The 19,071-nt window shown below is 70.0% G+C and carries 25 protein-coding genes; 14 read left to right on the plus strand and 11 right to left on the minus strand.

Annotated features, from left to right (window positions below; all coding sequences use genetic code 11):
- The first annotated feature begins 34 nt into the window (after positions 1-34).
- From lepB to ACVHNB_RS08425, 8 genes are all read left to right on the plus strand, one after another.
- Positions 35-775, plus strand: coding sequence for a signal peptidase I (gene lepB, locus ACVHNB_RS08390; RefSeq protein WP_456227720.1), 741 nt, complete (start codon positions 35-37; stop codon positions 773-775).
- A complete protein-coding gene (locus ACVHNB_RS08395) occupies positions 768-1,277 on the plus strand; it encodes an NUDIX hydrolase (protein ID WP_456227721.1) in 510 nt (169 codons plus the stop codon). The genes lepB and ACVHNB_RS08395 overlap by 8 nt, the downstream gene beginning before the upstream one ends.
- Positions 1,278-1,332: 55 nt before the next feature.
- The gene (locus ACVHNB_RS08400) at positions 1,333-1,641 is read left to right on the plus strand and encodes a DUF2469 domain-containing protein (RefSeq protein WP_005311352.1); all 309 of its coding nucleotides are present in this window, start codon (positions 1,333-1,335) and stop codon (positions 1,639-1,641) included.
- 96 nt (positions 1,642-1,737) lie between these two features.
- Positions 1,738-2,145 (plus strand): YraN family protein, encoded by a 408-nt coding sequence (locus ACVHNB_RS08405; RefSeq protein ID WP_428957529.1) that lies wholly within the window; start codon positions 1,738-1,740, stop codon positions 2,143-2,145.
- Positions 2,145-3,764, plus strand: a complete 1,620-nt coding sequence (locus ACVHNB_RS08410) for a YifB family Mg chelatase-like AAA ATPase (RefSeq protein WP_428952034.1) — start codon at positions 2,145-2,147, stop codon at positions 3,762-3,764. Before ACVHNB_RS08405 ends, ACVHNB_RS08410 begins: the two co-directional genes overlap by 1 nt.
- The gene (gene dprA, locus ACVHNB_RS08415) at positions 3,761-4,942 is read left to right on the plus strand and encodes a DNA-processing protein DprA (protein ID WP_456227722.1); all 1,182 of its coding nucleotides are present in this window, start codon (positions 3,761-3,763) and stop codon (positions 4,940-4,942) included. Before ACVHNB_RS08410 ends, dprA begins: the two co-directional genes overlap by 4 nt.
- Before the next feature lie 361 nt (positions 4,943-5,303).
- Complete coding sequence (gene whiG, locus ACVHNB_RS08420; protein ID WP_428952032.1) at positions 5,304-6,146, plus strand: RNA polymerase sigma factor WhiG; 843 nt, start codon at positions 5,304-5,306, stop codon at positions 6,144-6,146.
- Positions 6,147-6,276: 130 nt separating this feature from the next.
- Positions 6,277-6,834, plus strand: a complete 558-nt coding sequence (locus ACVHNB_RS08425; RefSeq protein ID WP_428957528.1) for a TetR/AcrR family transcriptional regulator — start codon at positions 6,277-6,279, stop codon at positions 6,832-6,834.
- A gap of 45 nt (positions 6,835-6,879) precedes the next feature.
- Here ACVHNB_RS08425 and ACVHNB_RS08430 read toward each other — a convergent pair whose 3' ends face one another.
- The gene (locus ACVHNB_RS08430; protein ID WP_456227723.1) at positions 6,880-7,422 is read right to left on the minus strand and encodes a M23 family metallopeptidase; all 543 of its coding nucleotides are present in this window, start codon (positions 7,420-7,422) and stop codon (positions 6,880-6,882) included.
- Between the two features lie 268 nt (positions 7,423-7,690).
- Between ACVHNB_RS08430 and rpsB the strand changes: the two genes are divergently transcribed.
- The 5 genes from rpsB (at position 7,691) to ACVHNB_RS08455 (ending at position 12,369) form a co-directional block, all read left to right on the plus strand.
- Complete coding sequence (gene rpsB / locus ACVHNB_RS08435) at positions 7,691-8,584, plus strand: 30S ribosomal protein S2 (protein ID WP_428952030.1); 894 nt, start codon at positions 7,691-7,693, stop codon at positions 8,582-8,584.
- A 117-nt stretch (positions 8,585-8,701) separates the two neighbouring features.
- Complete coding sequence (gene tsf, locus ACVHNB_RS08440) at positions 8,702-9,538, plus strand: translation elongation factor Ts (protein ID WP_428952029.1); 837 nt, start codon at positions 8,702-8,704, stop codon at positions 9,536-9,538.
- 162 nt (positions 9,539-9,700) lie between these two features.
- Positions 9,701-10,471, plus strand: coding sequence for a UMP kinase (gene pyrH, locus ACVHNB_RS08445; protein WP_428952028.1), 771 nt, complete (start codon positions 9,701-9,703; stop codon positions 10,469-10,471).
- A 156-nt stretch (positions 10,472-10,627) separates the two neighbouring features.
- Positions 10,628-11,185 carry a ribosome recycling factor gene (gene frr / locus ACVHNB_RS08450; protein ID WP_428952027.1) on the plus strand — a complete coding sequence of 186 codons (558 nt, stop codon included), beginning with the start codon at positions 10,628-10,630 and terminating at the stop codon, positions 11,183-11,185.
- Between the two features lie 32 nt (positions 11,186-11,217).
- On the plus strand, positions 11,218-12,369 hold the full coding sequence (locus tag ACVHNB_RS08455) for a phosphatidate cytidylyltransferase (RefSeq protein ID WP_428952026.1): 1,152 nt from the start codon (positions 11,218-11,220) through the stop codon (positions 12,367-12,369).
- 115 nt (positions 12,370-12,484) lie between these two features.
- Here the strand turns inward: ACVHNB_RS08455 and ACVHNB_RS08460 are convergent, their stop codons facing one another.
- Positions 12,485-12,913 carry a hypothetical protein gene (locus ACVHNB_RS08460; RefSeq protein WP_456227724.1) on the minus strand — a complete coding sequence of 143 codons (429 nt, stop codon included), beginning with the start codon at positions 12,911-12,913 and terminating at the stop codon, positions 12,485-12,487.
- A 112-nt stretch (positions 12,914-13,025) separates the two neighbouring features.
- On the opposite strand from ACVHNB_RS08460, the gene ACVHNB_RS08465 reads away from it, so the two are divergent.
- Positions 13,026-13,418 (plus strand): hypothetical protein, encoded by a 393-nt coding sequence (locus ACVHNB_RS08465; protein WP_456227725.1) that lies wholly within the window; start codon positions 13,026-13,028, stop codon positions 13,416-13,418.
- A 199-nt stretch (positions 13,419-13,617) separates the two neighbouring features.
- Here the strand turns inward: ACVHNB_RS08465 and ACVHNB_RS08470 are convergent, their stop codons facing one another.
- From ACVHNB_RS08470 to ACVHNB_RS08510, 9 genes are all read right to left on the minus strand, one after another.
- A complete protein-coding gene (locus ACVHNB_RS08470) occupies positions 13,618-14,157 on the minus strand; it encodes a hypothetical protein (protein WP_428952023.1) in 540 nt (179 codons plus the stop codon).
- A 346-nt stretch (positions 14,158-14,503) separates the two neighbouring features.
- Positions 14,504-15,766 carry a tyrosine-type recombinase/integrase gene (locus tag ACVHNB_RS08475; protein ID WP_456227726.1) on the minus strand — a complete coding sequence of 421 codons (1,263 nt, stop codon included), beginning with the start codon at positions 15,764-15,766 and terminating at the stop codon, positions 14,504-14,506.
- Positions 15,766-15,963: a helix-turn-helix transcriptional regulator gene (locus ACVHNB_RS08480; protein ID WP_338701022.1), complete on the minus strand. Its 198-nt coding sequence runs from the start codon at positions 15,961-15,963 to the stop codon at positions 15,766-15,768. The genes ACVHNB_RS08475 and ACVHNB_RS08480 overlap by 1 nt, the downstream gene beginning before the upstream one ends.
- Before the next feature lie 2 nt (positions 15,964-15,965).
- On the minus strand, positions 15,966-17,354 hold the full coding sequence (gene repSA / locus ACVHNB_RS08485; RefSeq protein WP_456227727.1) for a replication initiator protein RepSA: 1,389 nt from the start codon (positions 17,352-17,354) through the stop codon (positions 15,966-15,968).
- A 7-nt stretch (positions 17,355-17,361) separates the two neighbouring features.
- On the minus strand, positions 17,362-17,544 hold the full coding sequence (locus ACVHNB_RS08490; RefSeq protein WP_456227728.1) for a hypothetical protein: 183 nt from the start codon (positions 17,542-17,544) through the stop codon (positions 17,362-17,364).
- Positions 17,545-17,635: 91 nt separating this feature from the next.
- A complete protein-coding gene (locus tag ACVHNB_RS08495) occupies positions 17,636-17,962 on the minus strand; it encodes a SpdD-like protein (protein ID WP_428952018.1) in 327 nt (108 codons plus the stop codon).
- 24 nt (positions 17,963-17,986) lie between these two features.
- Positions 17,987-18,142: a hypothetical protein gene (locus ACVHNB_RS08500; protein WP_456227729.1), complete on the minus strand. Its 156-nt coding sequence runs from the start codon at positions 18,140-18,142 to the stop codon at positions 17,987-17,989.
- 9 nt (positions 18,143-18,151) lie between these two features.
- Positions 18,152-18,340 carry a mobile element transfer protein gene (locus ACVHNB_RS08505; protein ID WP_428952016.1) on the minus strand — a complete coding sequence of 63 codons (189 nt, stop codon included), beginning with the start codon at positions 18,338-18,340 and terminating at the stop codon, positions 18,152-18,154.
- A gap of 20 nt (positions 18,341-18,360) precedes the next feature.
- Entirely contained in the window at positions 18,361-19,041 is a 681-nt protein-coding gene (locus tag ACVHNB_RS08510; RefSeq protein ID WP_456227730.1) for a DUF2637 domain-containing protein, read from the minus strand.
- Positions 19,042-19,071 lie beyond the last annotated feature (30 nt).

Consider the following 19,071-nt stretch of genomic DNA (forward strand, 5'->3'; position numbering starts at 1 on the left):
GGGATCGATTTCTCCAACGCGGGGAGCAACTGGGATGAGCAGGACACGTCGTACGGACGAGGGCCACGGCCGGGTCGGCAGCGTGCTGTCGGGCATAGCCGTGGCCCTCGGCTGTGTGCTGTTCCTCGGCGGATTCGTGTGGGGTGCCATCGTCTACCAGCCGTACACGGTGCCCACCGACTCGATGACGCCGACGATCGGCGCGGGCGACCGGGTTCTCGCGCAGCGCATCGACGGCAGTGAGGTCAAGCGCGGTGATGTCGTCGTCTTCCAGACGAACAGCTGGGGCGATCTGCCGCTCGTGAAGCGGGTCGTCGGTGTCGGAGGCGACGAGATCGCCTGCTGCACGGACGGCAAGCTGACCGTCAACGGCAATCAGATCGACGAACCGTATCTCCCGGCCGGCAAGAACGCCTCGCTCACCGGTATCAAGTCCACGACAGTCCCCGAGGGCCGACTGTTCCTGCTCGGCGACGAGCGCAACGGATCCCTCGACTCCACCGTCCATCTCGGCGACTCCGAGCACGGCTCGGTGGAGCGCGGTGCCGTGCAGGCCCGCGTGGACGCCGTGGCCTGGCCCATGGACGGCATGCTGGCGAAGCCCACCGGCTTCGAGGCGCTGCCCGGCGGGATCTCCCGTCCGGGACCGTTGAATCTCATCCTGACCACCGTGGTCGCGGGAGCGGTCCTCGTGCTCGCCGGGGCGGCGTACGGCCCGATCGCCAAGCGGGCGCGGCGTCCCCGCGCCGGCGCCCCGGAGCCGGTCCGTGCCTGAGCTCGGCCACGAACTGCGCAAGGTGGCCCGGGTCGTGCTGCTCGACCCGGAGGGCCGCATCCTGCTGCTGCACGGGCACGAGCCGGGCGACACGGCGGACGACTGGTGGTTCACGCCGGGTGGCGGCCTGGAGGGCGACGAGACGCGTGAGCAGGCGGCGCTGCGGGAACTCGCCGAGGAGACCGGAATCACCGACGTGGAGCTGGGGCCGGTGCTGTGGCAGCGGCTCTGCTCCTTCCCGTTCGACGGGCGGCGCTGGGACCAGGACGAATGGTATTTCCTGGCCCGCACGACGGCCGCGGCGGTGCGGCCGGAGATCAATGAGACGGGCCTGACCGACCTGGAACGACGCAGTGTGGCCGGAGCGCGCTGGTGGACGTACCGGGAACTGGCCGAGGCGCATGAGACGGTGTATCCGACCAGACTCGCCGAGCTGCTGAACCGGCTGCTCGACGAAGGTCCCCCGAGCCGGCCGCTGCTTCTCGACACGGAAATCGTCTAGAGGCCCCAGGGGCTGGCGCACAATAGGGGGACGCACGGCTGAAGGGGAACATGCCATGAGCGCCGAGGACCTCGAGAAGTACGAGACCGAGATGGAGCTGAAGCTCTACCGGGAGTACCGCGATGTCGTCGGTCTGTTCAAATACGTGATCGAGACCGAGCGGCGTTTCTACCTCACCAACGACTACGAGATGCAGGTGCACTCGGTCCAGGGCGAGGTGTTCTTCGAGGTGTCGATGGCGGACGCGTGGGTCTGGGACATGTACCGACCGGCGCGGTTCGTGAAGCAGGTGCGCGTCCTCACGTTCAAGGACGTGAACATCGAGGAGCTCAACAAGAGCGATCTGGAGCTTCCGGGCAGCTGAGCCGGCTTTCCGGCCTGCCCGCCCCCTCCGGCGGGTGACGAGGTTTTCCACAACCCGTAAGTAGTTCACCAAGATCCACTTCGTGTGCGGCCGTGCATCAGCGTGGGCGTCGGAGGTGGTGCCGACGTGAACGCACGGGGCGCAATGGGGAAGTACGGCGAAGACCTGGCCGCGAGGCGGCTGACCGACGCCGGGATGACGGTGCTCGCGCGGAACTGGCGCGCGGGCCGTACGGGCGAGATCGACATCGTGGCGCGGGACGGCGACGCGATCGTCGTGTGCGAGGTGAAGACCCGCCGGGGGCGCGGCAGGGCGGGCGGGGCCTTCGAGCACCCGATGGCCGCGATCACCCCGGCCAAGGCCCGACGGCTGCACGAGCTGGCGGAGCGCTGGGCGCAGGAGCACGGGGGAGCGCCACCCGGCGGCGTCAGGATCGATCTGGTCGGCGTCCTGCTGCCGGAGCGCGGGGCTCCGCTCGTCGAGCACGTGCGGGGGGTGTCCTGATGGGATTCGCGCGTACGTGTTCCGTGGCCCTGGTGGGCGTCGAGGGTGTCGTCGTCGAGGTCCAGGCGGACCTGGAGCCGGGCATCGCCGCGTTCACGCTCGTCGGCCTGCCCGACAAGAGCCTCGTCGAGAGCCGCGACCGGGTCAGGGCGGCTGTGGTCAACTCCGGCGCGGACTGGCCGCAGAAGAAGCTCACGGTGGGCCTCAGCCCGGCGTCCGTGCCCAAGGGGGGAAGCGGTTTCGATCTCGCTGTCGCCTGCGCCGTGCTGGGCGCGGCCGAGCGGATCGATCCACGAGTCCTCGCCGACATCGTGATGATCGGAGAGCTGGGGCTCGACGGGCGGGTGCGCCCGGTGCGGGGCGTCCTCCCGGCCGTCCTCGCCGCGGCAGACGCGGGGTACGAGCAGGTCGTCATCCCCGAGTCCACGATGGGCGAGGCGACTCTCGTGCCCGGCGTCTCCGTGCTCGGCGTCCGCAGCCTGCGCCAGCTCATCGCGGTGCTCACCGACGAGCCGGTGCCCGACGAGGACCCGCAGGAGCGCGGCCGTCCCGATCAGATGCTCGCCGGGCTGAGCATGCCGGGCAGCGGTGCGGGCACGGGGCTCGGCGGACCGCTGCATGACGGCCACGGGCTCGATCTGGCCGATGTCGTCGGGCAGCTGTCGGCCCGCACCGCGATCGAGGTCGCCGCGGCGGGCGGGCACCACGTGATGCTCTCGGGCCCGCCGGGCGCGGGCAAGACGATGCTCGCCGAACGGCTGCCGGCCATCCTGCCGCCGCTCACCCGCGCGGAGTCCCTGGAGGTCACCGCGATCCACTCGGTGGCCGGCATGCTGCCGCCGGGCAAGTCGATGATCGACACCGCGCCCTACTGCGCACCGCACCACTCGGCGACCATGCAGTCCCTCGTCGGCGGCGGGCCGGGGGTGGCGCGGCCCGGGGCGGTGTCGTTGTCGCACAGAGGCGTGCTGTTCATGGACGAGGCGCCCGAGTTCAGCGGCCAGGCCCTCGACGCTCTGCGCCAACCTCTCGAAGCGGGGCACGTGGTGATCGCCCGCAGCGCCGGGGTGGTGCGGCTGCCCGCGCGCTTCTTGCTGGCGCTCGCCGCGAACCCCTGTCCCTGTGGGCAGTACCGGGCCCTGGGCGGTGAGTGCGACTGCCCGCCGGCCACCGTGCGGCGCTACCAGGCACGGCTCTCCGGACCCCTTCTCGACCGGGTCGATCTGCGGGTCGAGGTGGACCCCGTCACGCGTAACGAACTGTCCGGGTACGGGCCGCGGGGTGAGAGCACCCAGACCGTCGCCGATCGGGTGCGGGCGGCCCGGGAGCGGTCGGCGGCACGGTTCGCTGACACTCCCTGGCGGGCCAACAGCGAGGTCCCGGGCCATGCGCTGCGCACACGATGGCCCGCGGCACCGGGCGCCCTGGACGAGGCCGAGCTGGATCTGGAGCGCGGTTTCCTGACCGCCCGCGGGCTCGACCGGGTGCTGCGGGTGGCCTGGACCGTGGCCGACCTCGCGGGACGGGACCGGCCCTTCGCCCAGGACGTGGCGCTCGCGCTGCAACTGCGGACCGGGATCTCGCGCGGGGTGCCGATGACGATCGGGGCCGACGCGTGACGGCGCCGGGCGCCCCGGAGGCGGTGCGGCTGGCGCGGGCCCGGCTGACCCGGATCGTCGAGCCGGGCTGGGACGTGGCGGGACGCTGGCTCAGGGAGTTCGGGGCCGTGGAGACCGTGCGGCGGATCGACGAGGCCGATGAGGGCACGGGCGAGCCGCTCCTGTTGCCGGGGGTGCGCGCCGAGCGCTGGGCCGGACTGGTCGCGCGGTCCCGCGAAGCGCCGCCTCCGGAGCGGGACTTGGCTCGGGCGGAGCAGTTCGGGGCGCGGTTCGTGTGCCCGGGCGACGCCGAATGGCCGGGGCAGCTGGACGACCTGGGGGACGCCCGGCCGGTCGGGCTGTGGGTGCGGGGCGGGGCGAGCCTGCGGATGTGGGCGCTGCGCTCGGTGGCCGTGGTCGGCGCGCGGGCGTGCACGGACTACGGGGTACGGATGGGCGCCAGTCTCGGGGCCGGGCTGGCGGAGCGCGGGTGGGTCGTCGTCTCCGGCGGCGCGTACGGGGTCGACGCGGCGGCGCACCGCGGGGCGCTGGGCGCCGCCGGGGCCACCGTCGCCGTTCTCGCCTGCGGTGTCGATCGCGTCTATCCGCGCGGCCACGCCCAGTTGATCGACCGGGTCGCGGAACAGGGGCTCGTGATCGGCGAGTTGCCGCCGGGCGATCATCCGACGCCCAGCCGCTTCATCCAGCGGAACCGGGTGATCGCCGCGCTCACCAGAGGCACGGTCGTCGTCGAGGCGGCGTACCGCAGCGGTGCGCTGGGCACGGTCCGTTGGGCGCAGCGCCTGGGGCGGCACGCGATGGGGGTGCCGGGCCCGGTGACCAGCGGCGTCTCGGCGGGAGTGCATGAACTGCTGCGCAAGGAGGGTGTGCTGGTCACCGATGCCGCGGAAGTCGTCGAGCTGGTCGGGGAGATGGGGGAGCTGGCGCCGGAGCGTCGTGGGCCCGTGCTGCCGCGCGATCTGCTGCCGCCGGCCACGGCGCGGGTGCTGGCCGCGCTCCCCGCGCAAGGGGCGCGCACCGCGGCGGAGATCGGCCGGGAGGCCGCGGCCGGTGTGGACGACACGATCGGGAGGCTGTACGAACTGCGCTCATTGGGGTTCGTCGAACGACACGGCGACGGCTGGCAGTTGACACGCCAGGCGATCCGCTCGGACTTTTCGGACGGGGGGCATTCCTGACGCGGAGGGTTCCGCCGTCCGGATGACCCTCGACGGCCTTGGCAGTTCCGGTAGTTGACGATTCGCCCCGATCGCGTAGGGCAACAGAAGCGCTCGCGCAAGTCCCCCAACGGAACGTATCTGCGCGCGTACGATCCCATACCCTTCGCTCACCGCGACACTCCAGTCACGCTACGCTCACCAGGATTCGGGTTCGATACCTCAATCCGCAATCAGGCAGGCGGTTCGACACCAGTCACCATCAGACGGGCAACACGGCATCTTCACCAGTAAAGCGATCACCGCGACCACAACCTCGGTCACTCTCCCCGACTCCCTCTCCGATTCGCTCGGTCAGCAGCAGAACGGCACAAGGCGGCGCATGCCACAGCACACCTCCGGATCCGACCGGGCGGCGGTCCCTCCCGCGGCCCGCGGCTCCAGCGTGCGGCCTCCGGCTCCCTCCTCCCTCGAGGAGCTGTGGAGGTCGTACAAGGCGACCGGCGACGAGCGGCTGCGCGAGCAGCTGATCCTGCACTACTCGCCGCTCGTGAAGTACGTCGCCGGCCGGGTCAGCGTGGGGCTTCCGCCCAATGTCGAGCAGGCCGACTTCGTCTCGTCCGGGGTGTTCGGGCTGATCGACGCGATCGAGAAGTTCGACATCGAGCGGGAGATCAAGTTCGAGACGTACGCGATCACCCGGATCCGGGGCGCGATGATCGACGAGCTGCGGGCGCTGGACTGGATCCCGCGGTCCGTGCGGCAGAAGGCGCGCAACGTGGAGCGGGCCTACGCGACCCTGGAGGCCAAGCTGCGGCGCAGTCCCTCGGAGAGCGAGGTCGCCGAGGAGATGGGCGTCGCGCTGGAGGAACTGCACGCCGTTTTCAGCCAGTTGTCGCTGGCGAACGTGGTGGCGCTGGAGGAGCTGCTGCACGTCGGGGGCGAGGGTGGCGGGGATCGGCTCAGCCTCATGGACACCCTCGAGGACCATGCGGCGGACAATCCGGTGGAGGTCGCCGAGGACCGGGAGCTGCGACGGTTTCTGGCGCGGGCGATCAACACGTTGCCGGAGCGGGAGAAGACCGTGGTGACGCTCTACTACTACGAGGGCCTGACCCTGGCCGAGATCGGCAACGTGCTCGGGGTCACGGAGAGCCGGGTCAGCCAGATCCACACGAAGTCGGTGCTGCAGCTGCGGGCGAAGCTGGCCAGTTTCGGTCGCTGAGGAGCTCTGGAGCGCTGGTAGTGGTGAATCGTCCCTGCCGGGTGTTGGCGGGACGGGGTGGCCGGTGCGACTCCCGTCCTGGGCGGCGCGTCCGTAAAGTGGAGACGTGCCAAGGATTCGAGCGGCCTCTGTGGCCGAGCACCGGTCGATGCAGCGCGGCGCCCTTCTGGACGCGGCGCGTTCCCTGCTGTCCGAGGGCGGGACGGAGGCGCTGACGTTCCCCGCGCTGGCCGAGCGGACGGGGCTCGCGCGCTCGTCCGTCTACGAGTACTTCAAGTCCCGTGCGGCGGTCGTCGAGGAGCTGTGCGCGGTCGACTTCCCGGTGTGGGCGGCCGAGGTCGAGGCCGGGATGGCGCGGGCGGCGACGCCTGAGGGCAAGGTCGAGGCGTATGTCCGGGAGCAGCTCGCCCTGGTCGGGGACCGGCGGCACCGGGCCGTGGTGGCCATCTCGGCGAGCGAGCTGGACGCGGGGGCCCGGGAGAAGATCCGGGCCGCGCACGGCGGGCTCGTCGCGATGATCGTCGAGGCGCTCGGCGAGATGGGGCACGAGCAGCCCCGGCTCGCCGCGATGCTGCTGCAGGGCGTGGTGGACGCGGCGGTCCGGCGCATCGAGCTGGGAGCCGCGGAGGATCCGGGCGTGATCGTGGACGCGGCCGTCGGGATGGCGCTGCGGGGCGTCCAGGGCTGACCCCGGCCGTGCGGCGACGGGGATCGCCACCGGCTCCTGATCCGGTTACCAGGGGCGAATGTTCCCGAGAGGCCACCCCCACACGGGCAGCAGCCGCGCCGGCGCCCGGCGCAGGAGCGACGGATCCAGCAGGGACAGCGGGTCCAGGTACGTATCGCCTCTCAGCAGGCCCCAGTGCAGGCACGACGGGGACGAGGGCGGGCAGTGGCCCGTCGGGAGTTGCAGAACGCCGATCGGGTCGCCCGGAGCCACCTCCGTGCCCTTCTCGACCGTCGCCGTCACGGGCTCGTACGTCGTGCGCAGAGGCGGGTCCCCGGTGCCCGACAGTTCCACCGAGACCACGCCCCGGCCCGCCACCTCGCCCGTGAAGGAGACCCGGCCGGCCGCGACCGCGCGGACCGGAGCGCCGATCGGGGCGGACAGGTCGACCCCGCGATGGCCCGGACCGTAGGGAGTCGCGGGCGGGGACCAGGGGCGGACCACCGCCGGGTGGTCGCCCACGGGCCAGAACCGTGAGCCTGCCGCGAGCGCGCGATCGGGCAGCGCGCACACGAGCAGGGTGAACGTCACACAGAGTAGTTTTCGCATGGCTCAGACGATCCCGGGCCCGGCCGGTTCCGGGGGATCATGGCCGGGAAACGTGGACTACCGGGCGGTTGTGGACAGCGGCGTCACCCCGTACCTCGCGGGTCCCGTACACTTCATGTGGCGATCCGGGCCACCGGATCGACTTCGCACGCCCCGGCACCGAGCCTCACCGGCTTCGTGTCAGCGTCCTTCGGTCCCGTACTCACGTACGCGGCAGGCGCGCAGCGGGGCGTCAGGACACAACCGAGAACACACAAGGAGTACGGCCATGGCCGTCGTCACGATGCGGGAGCTGCTGGAAAGCGGCGTCCACTTCGGTCACCAGACCCGTCGTTGGAACCCGAAGATGAAGCGCTTCATCTTCACGGAGCGCAACGGCATCTACATCATCGACCTTCTCCAGTCGCTGTCGTACATCGACCGCGCCTACGAGTTCGTCAAGGAGACCGTTGCCCACGGCGGCACGGTCATGTTCGTCGGTACGAAGAAGCAGGCGCAGGAGGCGATCGCCGAGCAGGCGACCCGCGTCGGCATGCCTTTCGTCAACCAGCGCTGGCTGGGCGGCATGCTCACCAACTTCTCGACCGTCTACAAGCGTCTGCAGCGCCTCAAGGAGCTCGAGCAGATCGACTTCGAGGACGTCGCCGCGTCCGGTCTGACCAAGAAGGAGCTTCTCGTGCTCTCGCGCGAGAAGGCCAAGCTGGAGAAGACCCTCGGCGGTATCCGCGAGATGTCCAAGGTTCCCAGCGCCGTCTGGATCGTGGACACCAAGAAGGAGCACATCGCCGTTGGTGAGGCCCGGAAGCTCAACATTCCGGTCGTCGCGATCCTCGACACCAACTGCGACCCCGACGAGGTCGACTACAAGATCCCGGGCAACGACGACGCGATCCGCTCCGTCACCCTGCTCACCCGCGTGATCGCCGACGCCGTCGCCGAGGGCCTCATCGCCCGTTCCGGCGTCGCCACGGGCGACCAGAAGCCGGGCGAGAAGGCCCAGGGCGAGCCGCTCGCCGAGTGGGAGCGCGACCTGCTCGAGGGTGAGAAGAAGGCCGACGAGAAGGCTGAGGAGGCCCCGGCCGCCGAGGCTGCTGCCGCCGAGGCCCCCGCTGCCGAGGCGCCCGCCGCCGAGGCTCCGGCCGCGGACGCCGAGCAGGCCTGACCCGCACGGGTACCGGCTTCAACACCGGTTTCACGAGGTGACGGCGGGGGCCGCTTCGGCCCCCGCCGTTCACCCGTGACCTTCGTCTTCAGACTTCGTAGAGAGAAAACCAGGATCATGGCGAACTACACCGCCGCTGACGTCAAGAAGCTCCGCGAGCTCACGGGCGCCGGCATGATGGACTGCAAGAAGGCGCTCGACGAGGCCGACGGCCAGGTCGACAAGGCCGTCGAGGCGCTCCGCATCAAGGGCCAGAAGGGCGTCGCCAAGCGCGAGGGCCGCTCCGCCGAGAACGGTGCCGTCGTCTCCCTCATCGCCGACGACAACACCTCCGGTGTCATCGTCGAGCTGAAGTGCGAGACGGACTTCGTCGCCAAGGGCGAGAAGTTCCAGTCGGTCGCCAACCAGCTGGCCGCCCACGTCGCCAAGACGAGCCCGGCCGACCTCGAGGCGCTGCTCGCCTCCGAGATCGAGGCCGGCAAGACCGTCCAGGCGTTCGTCGACGAGGCCAACGCCAACCTCGGCGAGAAGATCGTCCTGGACCGCTTCGCGCAGTTCTCCGGCGCCTACGTCACCGCCTACATGCACCGCACCATGCCCGACCTGCCCCCGCAGATCGGTGTTCTGGTCGAGCTGGACAAGGCCGACGCCGACCTCGCCAAGGGTGTCGCGCAGCACATCGCCGCCTTCGCGCCGAAGTACCTCTCCCGTGAGGACGTCCCGGCCGAGGTCGTCGAGTCCGAGCGCCGCGTCGCCGAGGAGACCACCCGCGCCGAGGGCAAGCCCGAGGCCGCGCTCCCGAAGATCGTCGAGGGTCGCGTCAACGGCTTCTTCAAGGAGGCGACGCTGCTCGGTCAGCCGTACGCCCTCGACAACAAGAAGTCCGTCGAGAAGGTGCTCCAGGAGGCCGGTGTCACCCTGAAGCGCTTCTCGCGCATCAAGGTCGGCATCTGAGTCCGTACCGCGACAGCCGCGAGACCCCGCTAGGGTCGACAGCAGTCGCCCGGGAACGTGCCGGACGACCGCAGATGTGACGAGGAGGCCATTGCCGCGCATGGGATGCGAACACCCCATCGGCAGTGGCCTTCTTCGTATGTGCACCACGAGGAGAACTCCATGACCACCACCCAGGCCGACAACGGCGACAAGAGCGACGACGGCAAAGGCACTGGCCGCTTTCTGCTGAAGCTTTCCGGCGAGGCGTTCGCCGGGGGCGGGGGTCTGGGTGTCGACCCCGATGTGGTGCACGCCATCGCCCGTGAGATCGCGGCGGTCGTCCGCGACGGGGCGCAGATCGCCGTCGTCATCGGCGGCGGCAACTTCTTCCGCGGCGCCGAGCTGCAGCAGCGCGGCATGGACCGGGCCCGCTCCGACTACATGGGCATGCTCGGCACCGTCATGAACTGCCTCGCCCTCCAGGACTTCCTGGAGAAGGAGGGCATCGACAGCCGCGTGCAGACCGCCATCACGATGGGCCAGGTCGCCGAGCCCTACATCCCGCTGCGCGCCGTGCGCCACCTGGAGAAGGGCCGCGTCGTGATCTTCGGCGCCGGTATGGGCATGCCGTACTTCTCCACCGACACCACCGCCGCGCAGCGTGCCCTGGAGATCGACGCCGAGGCGCTGCTCATGGGCAAGAACGGCGTGGACGGTGTCTACGACTCGGACCCGAAGACGAACCCCGGGGCCGTGAAGTTCGACGCGCTCAGCTACAGCGAGGTCATCACCCGCGACCTCAAGGTCGCCGACATGACCGCGATCACCCTGTGCCGGGACAACAAGCTCCCCATTCTCGTCTTCGAGCTGCTGACGTCCGGCAATATCGCCCGGGCCGTCAAGGGTGAGAAGATCGGGACGCTCGTGGGCGACCAGGGCACCCGCGCCTGACCCTCATGTCCGTACCACCTCGCGAGGGATGGACAATGTCCTGCCGGTCGGACACCGTGCAAGGACACCGCAGGAAACCGCGCGGGAAATAGACACGCGACGCAGCCGGCCGCCCCGTGCAAGCCGGGCCTCACTCAAGACACGCAGGAGCAAGTGGTGATCGAAGAGACCCTCCTCGAGGCCGAGGAAAAGATGGAGAAGGCCGTCGTGGTCGCCAAGGAGGACTTCGCCGCGATCCGCACCGGTCGTGCGCACCCGGCGATGTTCAACAAGATCGTGGCCGACTACTACGGCGCGCTGACGCCGATCAACCAGCTGGCCTCGTTCTCGGTGCCCGAGCCGCGGATGGCCGTGGTGACCCCGTTCGACAAGAGCGCGCTGCGCAACATCGAGCAGGCGATCCGCGACTCCGACCTGGGCGTCAACCCGAGCAACGACGGCAACATCATTCGTGTGACGTTCCCCGAGCTCACCGAGGAGCGCCGCCGCGACTACATCAAGGTCGCCAAGAACAAGGCGGAGGACAGCAAGGTGTCCATCCGTTCGGTCCGCCGCAAGGCCAAGGACGCCATCGACAAGGCGGTCAAGGACGGCGAGATCGGCGAGGACGAGGGCCGTCGCGGCGAGAAGGAACTGGACGACACCACCGCCAAGTACGTGGCCCAGGTGGACGAGCTGCTCAAGCACAAGGAAGCCGAGCTGCTCGAAGTCTGAGCGAGCGCGGAACATCGAGGTTCGAGGAATCCGTGAACGACTCTTCCTGGGGGGCGCCGCAGACCGGGCCCGGGTACTGGGGCCCCGCCGATCAGGGCCAGGGGCCCGCGTACGGTCAGGGCCCCTCGTACGACCAGGGGCGTGCTCCGGCGGGTCCCGCGTACGAACGGCACGCGGTTGAGGAGACTCGGCCCATGCCCATCGTGCCCGATATGCCTGATGTGCCCGCCGGTGGCGGTGACCAGGACGACCGGGGGGCCGCTCGGCTGAGTGGTCCCCTGTTCCGCGACGAGACGCCGCAGGAGCCCATGCCCAGCGCAGCACCGCAGCCCGCCCCCGCCGCGCCGCAGGAGCCCCTGCCGAAGCAGAAGAAGAGCGCGGGCCGGGACCTCGGGGCGGCCATAGGGGTCGGTGTCGGACTCGGTGCGGTGATCGTCGCGTCGTTGTTCGTCGTCAAGGCCGTGTTCGTCGGCGTGATAGCGGTCGCCGTCGTCGTCGGCCTGTGGGAGCTGACCTCGCGGCTGGAGGAGCGCAAGGCCATCAAGGCCCCGCTCGTGCCGCTCGCCGTCGGCGGTGCGGCGATGGTGGTCGCCGGATACGTCCGCGGGGCCGAGGGTGCCTGGGTGGCGATGGCGCTGACCGCCCTCGCCGTCCTGGTGTGGCGGATGACCGAGCCGCCCGAGGGCTATCTGAAGGACGTCACGGCGGGGGTCTTCGCCGCGTTCTACGTGCCGTTCCTCGCGACGTTCGTGGCGATGATGCTCACCGCGGACGACGGGGCGTGGCGCGTACTGACGTTCCTGATCCTGACCGTGGTCAGCGACACCGGCGCGTACGCCGTCGGCTGGCGGTTCGGCAAGCACAAGCTCGCGCCGCGCATCAGCCCCGGCAAGACCCGCGAGGGCCTGGTCGGCGCGGTGACGTTCGCGATGGTGGCGGGCGTGCTGTGCATGCAGTTCCTGGTGGACGACGGCACGTGGTGGCAGGGCCTGGTCCTCGGCGTCTGCGTCGCCGCCAGCGCCACCCTCGGTGACCTGGGCGAGTCCATGATCAAGCGGGACCTCGGCATCAAGGACATGGGCACGCTGCTCCCCGGCCACGGGGGCATCATGGACCGCCTCGACTCCTTGCTGCCGACCGCGCCGGTGGTGTGGTTGCTGCTGGTGCTGTTCGTGGGGTCCTGAGCGGCTGAGCCGACGGCTCTCGCCGATTCGACACGAGCCCTCGCCCTTCGGGTGGGGGCTCGTCGTCGTGCGGAGCCGGTGGCGCGCGGCCGTGGGTGGGCGGGGCGGGGGCTGGTCACGCCGGCGGGGGCTGCCGCCGAGGCAGGCGCAGGAGGAGGACCGTCATGAGGTTGGCCAGCAGCATGCTGAAGACCAACCCGGGCGCCCAGCCGAGAAAGGCCAGAACCGGGATACTGATCAGTCCGTAGGCGACGGCGCGGACGCGGGCCGTCCTGGTGAGGTCCTTGAGGCTCGCGATGATCATGAACATGGGTCCGGTCCAGCACAGGCACATCGCGGCTACCGCCCAGACGGTTCCCATCGTGTACAGAGCGCCTTGCCCGTAGCCGTCGCTCTCCCCTCCGAAGGCGTCCGGAGCGAGCAGCCCGATCGCGGCCCCTACGACGAGGTGGCTCAGGACGTAGGCGGCCACGGCGGTCAAGAACCAGGCCACGCTCGACACGAAGCGGTGCAGGAGGGCGCGCAGAAGGGCTCGTGCGTTCACTCTTGGAGTCTCGGCGCGGCCGCGGCTGGCGGGGGCGGCCACTGGCCCTGTCTGCGCCGGCGAAAGTCCCGACTGTTGACCTCAATCAAGGTTGAGGTACGACGATGACGGCATGACGACACAGGGCAGCGTTCTGCTCTTCCGTAACACGATGCGCATCACCGAAGGCCATGTGGTCGAGTTCCGTGAGGCCATCGCGAACGCGGTGGACTTCGCCCAGCGGCACGGACCGCAGCTGATGGTGCAGACGTTCATCGACGAGAGCCGGATGCTCGCGCACAGCTTCCAGCTCTACCAGGACTCCGATGCCGTCCGCGCCCACTGGGCACTCTCCGACCCCTACATCCAGGACGTGATGAAGCACTGCAGCGTCGACCGCTTCGAGGTCTTCGGGCAGCCGGACCCCGACGTGGCCCAGGGCCTGCGCTCCGTGCTCGGGGAGGGCGCCCGGATCACGTTCTCCCCGCGGACGGCAGGGTTCCTGCGCGGGGCGAGTGTCGACTGAACCGGGCCGGCGTCCTGGCCGACGGGCCGGCGGTTCCCTCTGTGAGGCCGGTAGAACCATGCCTGGTCCTGCGGAACAGGATCCGATATCAAAGGCCCTGAACTGCGTGCTGGGTGCGGATCGAGAGCCCTGTGCGGTAGTACTTCCCGCGCAGTAGCAGGCAGGCGTCCCGACAGCCGCGCACGCCTCGGCTGCATCGTCAGGGCCAGGCATCTGTCCGGGACCTGCGCTGGTCCGACAGACGGTACTGGCCCACTTCGGGGTCGGGAGGGCCGTCCATACCCAGGTCCTTTCGCATCACCTCACGCAGGCGGGCGTTCTCCCGCCAGAGATCTGCGCGGCAGACCCGGTAGGCGCTGCTCCGGATGTCAGGCTCCTCGACGAGTCGGTCCCGCATCATCGCCAAGGCGTCACACGTCTTCTCGGCGAGCACGATGATCTCGGCGGGGGCGGTGAGTGAGAGATTCTGTCTCAGGCGCCAGATGCCTGCGCTGTCGAGAGCTTGATGAAGCGCGCCGTAAAGGGCATCGCCGGACGGGTGGTCGGGTTGCAGAACCACGCTCCGCAAGGTCGAGTGGCCGCTGCTCAGTGCCATCAGGAACTCCGAGTACACGGCTCTGCGTGTCTGTGCCGCTTCCCTCACCTGATCGCGACGCCATCGGATGCGGTCGGCGACCAGCGCGGACCCCACGCCGACCACAGCCCCTGCCAAGGTGCTCACTGGTGATATCCAGTCCATCGGTGAGTGTTACCCCGATGTCCGATATCCGCTAACTCGTTTGGCTGTCAGTGAGGCCGAGGACTCGGCTGCTGGCGACTGCTCTCAGCGTGCCCGATTGGCCCCGTCCATGCGCTCTGATCTCGTGCTTTAGGGGTGCCCCGGGCTGTCTGCGGGCCGTCCGAGAGAAGCCGAGTGCGCCTTCAACGGCCGTCGATGCCCCCTTGCGGAAGCGACGACAGCAGGTCAGGCCATCTGATCTGCGACACTGGTACAGCCATGCCTAAGCCCGGAGAACTGGCAGTGATCCGGCATCAAAAAGGCCCCCGACCTGCGCGTTTGGCGCGGATCAGGGGCCTCTTTTGGCTTACTGGGCCGTCTCTGGGCCGTCGGGCTCAGGAGGCGGCGGCAAGAACACCCGGTCCACGGCGTTCCGGGTGCGCTCCTGGCTCGACGGCATCAGGTGCGCGTACACCCGCAGCGTCAGCGCCGGGTCGGTGTGCCCCAAGTACTGGCTCACGGCCTTGATGCTCTCTCCGGCATCCAGCAGCACCGAGGCGTAGAAGTGCCTCAGCGCGTGCATGCCGTGCTCGCGGGCCGACGCGTACTTGCCGTCGGGTCCGGCGTCCGGGATGAGGCCAGCGAGCGCGAGAGCAGGCTTCCAGTCCTGGACGTTGAAGTTGCTGCGCCAGACGATCCCGTTCGCGGCGTTCGTGAACAGGAGACGGGCCGTCACCTTCGGGCCGTCCGGCTTCCGCCACGGCAGCGTGATCTCAACCGGCTTGAAGACATCCAAGTGGATGTGCAGCGCCTCAGCGACGTACGAAGGCAGCGGGACGTCACGCTCCTTGCCGCACTTCGGCGGGGCGAACACGGCCTTGCCCCGGATGAGCTTCACCTGACGGACCACGCGCAGGATGCCGGCATCGAAGTCGATTGCGTCTTCAGCAAGTCCGACGATCTCGCCCTGGCGGAGGCCGCACCCGGCGCCCGTGTCCACCATGGTCCGGTAGCGCTGGGGGAGCGCTGCGCGAACGGCCTGCACCTGCGTGGGCAGCCATGGAACGACGCGCCGTCGCTCAGCAGTCGGCGGGCGGACGGACTTCGCAGAGCACGGGTTCCGGGACAGGAGACCGTCGTCCACGGCTGCGCTCAGCACGGCACGAACGTCGCCGTAGATGTTGCGCGCGTAGGCGCCACTCACTGCCGGGTTGGCCTCCAGGGCGCTGGTGAGCTGGCGGATGTGCTCGGGGCGGAACGAGTCCAGCGGGCGTGTGCCGATCACCGGGAACGCGTGCAGTCGAAGCCGCTGCTCCGTGACGATCTGGCTCGACACGTCAGCGGTGTGCGCCGTGAGCCACTTCTCGGCGTACTTCTTGAAGGTGATCCGAGCGGCGCGAGGATCGACGTAGTTGCCGCGCGACATGTCCGAAGCAATGTCGATCAGCCATTGCTCCGCGAGCCGCTTCTGCCGGTCCGGAAAGCTCTTGGACTTCTCGGATCCGTCCGGCCCGATGTAGCGGGCGCGATAGCGGAGACCGACGCCGTAGCGGTCGCTCTTGACCTTGACGGGCTTGCCGTCCGGGCCGGGCTCGTCCTTGAACCAGCGGTCTTGGATGTGTCCGGCCATCAGGCGGCGGCTCCTTCCATGAGAGAACCGACCCAGGCGCGGACGTCGGCGGGGTCGAAACGAAGGTGCCGGCCGACGCGGAATCCCTTCGGACCCGTGCGCTTGCGACGCCACTGGTAGACGGTCTCGACCGAGACGCCCAGGAGTTCGGCGACGTCAACAGGGGTCATGTAGCGGTCGGGCAAGGCGTGCTGCATAGTCACCACTCCTTCTCGTCTGCCAGGTCTGCAAGTGCCTCGCGTGCTGTCTCGCGGTTCAGTTGGAGGTCACGGCGGATGTTGGAGGCGAGCCAGGACTCACCCGGGGTGTGGCCATGTCCGGCGTAGGCCCAGTGCGCGAGGGTGAGCGTGGTCTCCTCGGGGATCTCGTCCGGATCGGGCAAGCCGAGGGCTGCGCGGTGCTGGGCGGCGCGGTAGTCGGCGCGGACCTGGCGGAGGGCTCCGAGGGTGGTGGAGAAGCGGCGGGACTTGGTGGAGAAGTGGCCGCGAAAGCCGAGCATGTGGGCCCAGTCGCGGAGCTTTCGGTCCGGGTAGGCGGTGTGCAGGTCGAGACAGGCCTCGATCAGGCGGCGCGGGTGGTCGGGCACGTCGAGGAGGACCAGGGCCTCCTTGTTGCCGATGCGGCGGTCGACGGTGCCGGTGGTCTCGGCGGCTTTGGTGGCGTACTTGGCGACGTAGGAGGCGACGGCCTGTTCGGTGATTTCGGAGCCATCGCCGAAGGCTTTGATGGGCTGGACGTCGAGCCGGTCGCCCCAGCAGAAGACGCGGGCGGGGTGGTCGCCGGAGGCGTCCAGGTCGACGCGGACGCGAGCAGCTGCAGCGCGGATCGCGTCGGTCAGGAGCGAGAGCGTGGCCCAGTGCGGGGGAGGGGAGTCGGGACCGTCCGGGCCGTCGAAGCGGATCACGGCGTGAAAGTGGATCGCGCCACGCTTCTGGTACTCGGCGACCTTGCCGAAGGAGAGCCGGGACTGTTCCTTTGCCGCCTTCTGGGTGAGTCCGGCGCGGGCGGCGATCTCGCGGCGGAGGTAGATCGTGAAGTAGCGCCACAGGTCGGAGGCGTGGTTGTTCCAGAGCACCGAGCCCGCGTAGTCGTAGGTGTCCGGGTCGAGGGGCGTGCCCAACTCGGCTGCGTCTTCCAGGTGCCGGATGCCGCAGCGGCACGGGCGGGTGCCGGGCCGGTTGTGCACGGGGCCGAAGCTCGGGGCGGTGAGCGTGGCGAAGACGCGGGGGTGCTCGCGCAGGGTGCGTGGGGTGCCCTTGTCGGGGTCGCCGACGAGTCCGGCGCGGATCAGGTGGTAGGTGTCGCCCGCGTAGGTCCAGGCGCAGGACGGGCAGCGTGAGGCACGGCGGTTGCCGCAGGCGACCCGGAGGCGTCCGCCGGGCTCGGTGTCGGTCGAGTAGCTGTAGAGGACCTGGCCGGTGGTGCGGTCGCGGGTGACGGTGGCGCCCTGGAGATGGATGGGGTCGGAGCAGCCGCCGGTACGGCGGATCTGGTCTTGGATGCGGTCGAAGCCCGGGGACCCGGCAACCCTCAGCACGTCGGTGAGAGTGGCCGGGTCCAGGCCCGCCATGGTGGCGGTGTCGGTCATCGGTCGGTCACCGGCCCGCGCGGGCGAGGACGGCGCGGGTGGTGTGGCCGTGGCCGTTGCAGGTGCGGCAGGTGGCGGTGAGGGTCTGGCGGGAGCCGTCCCGGTCGCGCAGGCCGGTGGTGATCGCGACGACGGGGAAGCCGTCGCAGTCGGAGCAGATGCGTGCGCGGGCAGGGGTGAGCTGGGCCATGATGGTTCTTCCTTCCGGATCTGTTGGTTCGGGCAGGAGGCACGGCTCCGGAGCGGGCGAGACTTGGCGGTTGAGACCGCTCCGGGGCCGGTCAGCGGTGGTTCTTGATCTCGCTGTTGATGAGCGAGCGGACGACGAGCGCGACGATGGCGAGCGACCCGGCGGTGATGGCGACCGCGAGGAGCATGGAGACCAGCACGGCGCCGATCACGAGGACGCCCGCAGTGCCGCCGCCGACGAGCAGCGCGACCGAGCCGGGGGTGAGCTGCACGGTGGGCCGGTTGGTCGCGGCCGGGGTGGGGGCCGGGTGCTGGCAGTTGCAGGCCGGGGCGTGCTGGTGGCCGTCCACGGCGTTGGTGTCGAGCGGGATGATCTGGCCGGTGGGCTGGTCGTTGACCGGGATCTTCGGCGTGAACACGGGCGTACTCCCTTCCGGGGCAGGTCAGTTGATGAGGGAGTCGACGGCGGGGCCGAGGAAGCTGTCGGCCATGAGGTAGCCGCCGAGCAGGAGCAGGATCACGAGCCACCAGGGCGGGCGGACGAGCTTGATGCCGAGCCATCCGACGACGATCAGGGCGAGCCAGAGCGGGACGTCCACGGCGGTCTCCTAGGCGGTGCAGCGGTGGGTGCGGGCGGCGAGTTCGGCGGCGGAACGGTTGTCGTACTCCGTGGAGAAATCACAGCGGGGCGCGGTGCAGGCAGCCGTGTGGCGTTCGCGGCCGCGCCCGTCGAAGAAGGTGGCGACCTGGACGGGGCCGAACTTCTGCACGTTGCGGAACCGGCGGTATGCGCTCATGTCGGGGACGTCCTTTCTGATCAGGCGAGTTGGAGGTGAGCGGCGATCGAGTCGACGACCGGCGCGGGAAGGCCGAGTTGGGCCCGCAGGTTGGCGACCGGGAGCGGACTGCCGGTGGTCGCGTGGTGGTGGTCGGCGAGCTTTCGGGCGTGGTCCAGGAGTGCCGGCGGAACGCTCGCCGGGAGCGGCGCGGGCTCCGGGATCGGTTCGGCTGCCGGGAGTTCCTGGGCGGCCGGTTCGGGGAGTTCGGGTGTGCTGTCGGTGCGGTGCAGGTCGACCGCGGGCACGTCTTCGGTCGGCTCCGGCGCGGCAGGCACCGGGGCCGGGGTGGTCTTGGTCGGGGTGTGGACCAGGAGCGTGCCGCCGAGGAAGGCGAGCGCGGGCCATCCGGCGACGACGATGCGCAGCCAGGCCGGGACGGCGTTGAGGTCGAGGAGTCCGGCGGTGGCGATGTTCGCGCCGAGCGAGGCGAACAGAGCGATCACGAACCAGGCCCAGGCGGCGCGGTCACGGCGGCTTGTGCGCAGACGCCGCCAGGCCGCGACGAGGAGCAGGTCGACGCTGATCGGGTAGGCCCAGGCCTTCCAGCCGGACTGTCCGGCGGCGTCGGCCAGGTCGTGCAGGTGAGAGAAGGACAGGGCTCCGGCGATCACGGCTTGGATGAGTACGGCGTCCAGGCGGATCGAGCGGTTCACCGTCATCACCTCCTAGCAGGGCTGGGGCCGAGCGGG

This window comes from Streptomyces sp. YJ-C3, assembly GCF_053891275.1.

What these genes read in the sequence shown, in the direction of transcription:
- lepB (WP_456227720.1), top strand. Translation starts at nt 35, where the DNA reads ATGAGCAGGACACGTCGTACGGACGAGGGCCACGGCCGGGTCGGCAGC.
- ACVHNB_RS08475 (WP_456227726.1), bottom strand. Translation starts at nt 15,766, where the DNA reads ATGGCCGGACACATCCAAGACCGCTGGTTCAAGGACGAGCCCGGCCCG.
- ACVHNB_RS08490 (WP_456227728.1), bottom strand. Translation starts at nt 17,544, where the DNA reads ATGGCCCAGCTCACCCCTGCCCGCGCACGCATCTGCTCCGACTGCGAC.
- ACVHNB_RS08410 (WP_428952034.1), top strand. Translation starts at nt 2,145, where the DNA reads ATGGGATTCGCGCGTACGTGTTCCGTGGCCCTGGTGGGCGTCGAGGGT.
- ACVHNB_RS08470 (WP_428952023.1), bottom strand. Translation starts at nt 14,157, where the DNA reads ATGGACTGGATATCACCAGTGAGCACCTTGGCAGGGGCTGTGGTCGGC.
- pyrH (WP_428952028.1), top strand. Translation starts at nt 9,701, where the DNA reads ATGACCACCACCCAGGCCGACAACGGCGACAAGAGCGACGACGGCAAA.
- ACVHNB_RS08505 (WP_428952016.1), bottom strand. Translation starts at nt 18,340, where the DNA reads ATGAGCGCATACCGCCGGTTCCGCAACGTGCAGAAGTTCGGCCCCGTC.
- ACVHNB_RS08510 (WP_456227730.1), bottom strand. Translation starts at nt 19,041, where the DNA reads ATGACGGTGAACCGCTCGATCCGCCTGGACGCCGTACTCATCCAAGCC.
- ACVHNB_RS08465 (WP_456227725.1), top strand. Translation starts at nt 13,026, where the DNA reads ATGACGACACAGGGCAGCGTTCTGCTCTTCCGTAACACGATGCGCATC.
- ACVHNB_RS08480 (WP_338701022.1), bottom strand. Translation starts at nt 15,963, where the DNA reads ATGCAGCACGCCTTGCCCGACCGCTACATGACCCCTGTTGACGTCGCC.
- whiG (WP_428952032.1), top strand. Translation starts at nt 5,304, where the DNA reads ATGCCACAGCACACCTCCGGATCCGACCGGGCGGCGGTCCCTCCCGCG.
- ACVHNB_RS08430 (WP_456227723.1), bottom strand. Translation starts at nt 7,422, where the DNA reads ATGCGAAAACTACTCTGTGTGACGTTCACCCTGCTCGTGTGCGCGCTG.
- ACVHNB_RS08400 (WP_005311352.1), top strand. Translation starts at nt 1,333, where the DNA reads ATGAGCGCCGAGGACCTCGAGAAGTACGAGACCGAGATGGAGCTGAAG.
- tsf (WP_428952029.1), top strand. Translation starts at nt 8,702, where the DNA reads ATGGCGAACTACACCGCCGCTGACGTCAAGAAGCTCCGCGAGCTCACG.
- repSA (WP_456227727.1), bottom strand. Translation starts at nt 17,354, where the DNA reads ATGACCGACACCGCCACCATGGCGGGCCTGGACCCGGCCACTCTCACC.
- rpsB (WP_428952030.1), top strand. Translation starts at nt 7,691, where the DNA reads ATGGCCGTCGTCACGATGCGGGAGCTGCTGGAAAGCGGCGTCCACTTC.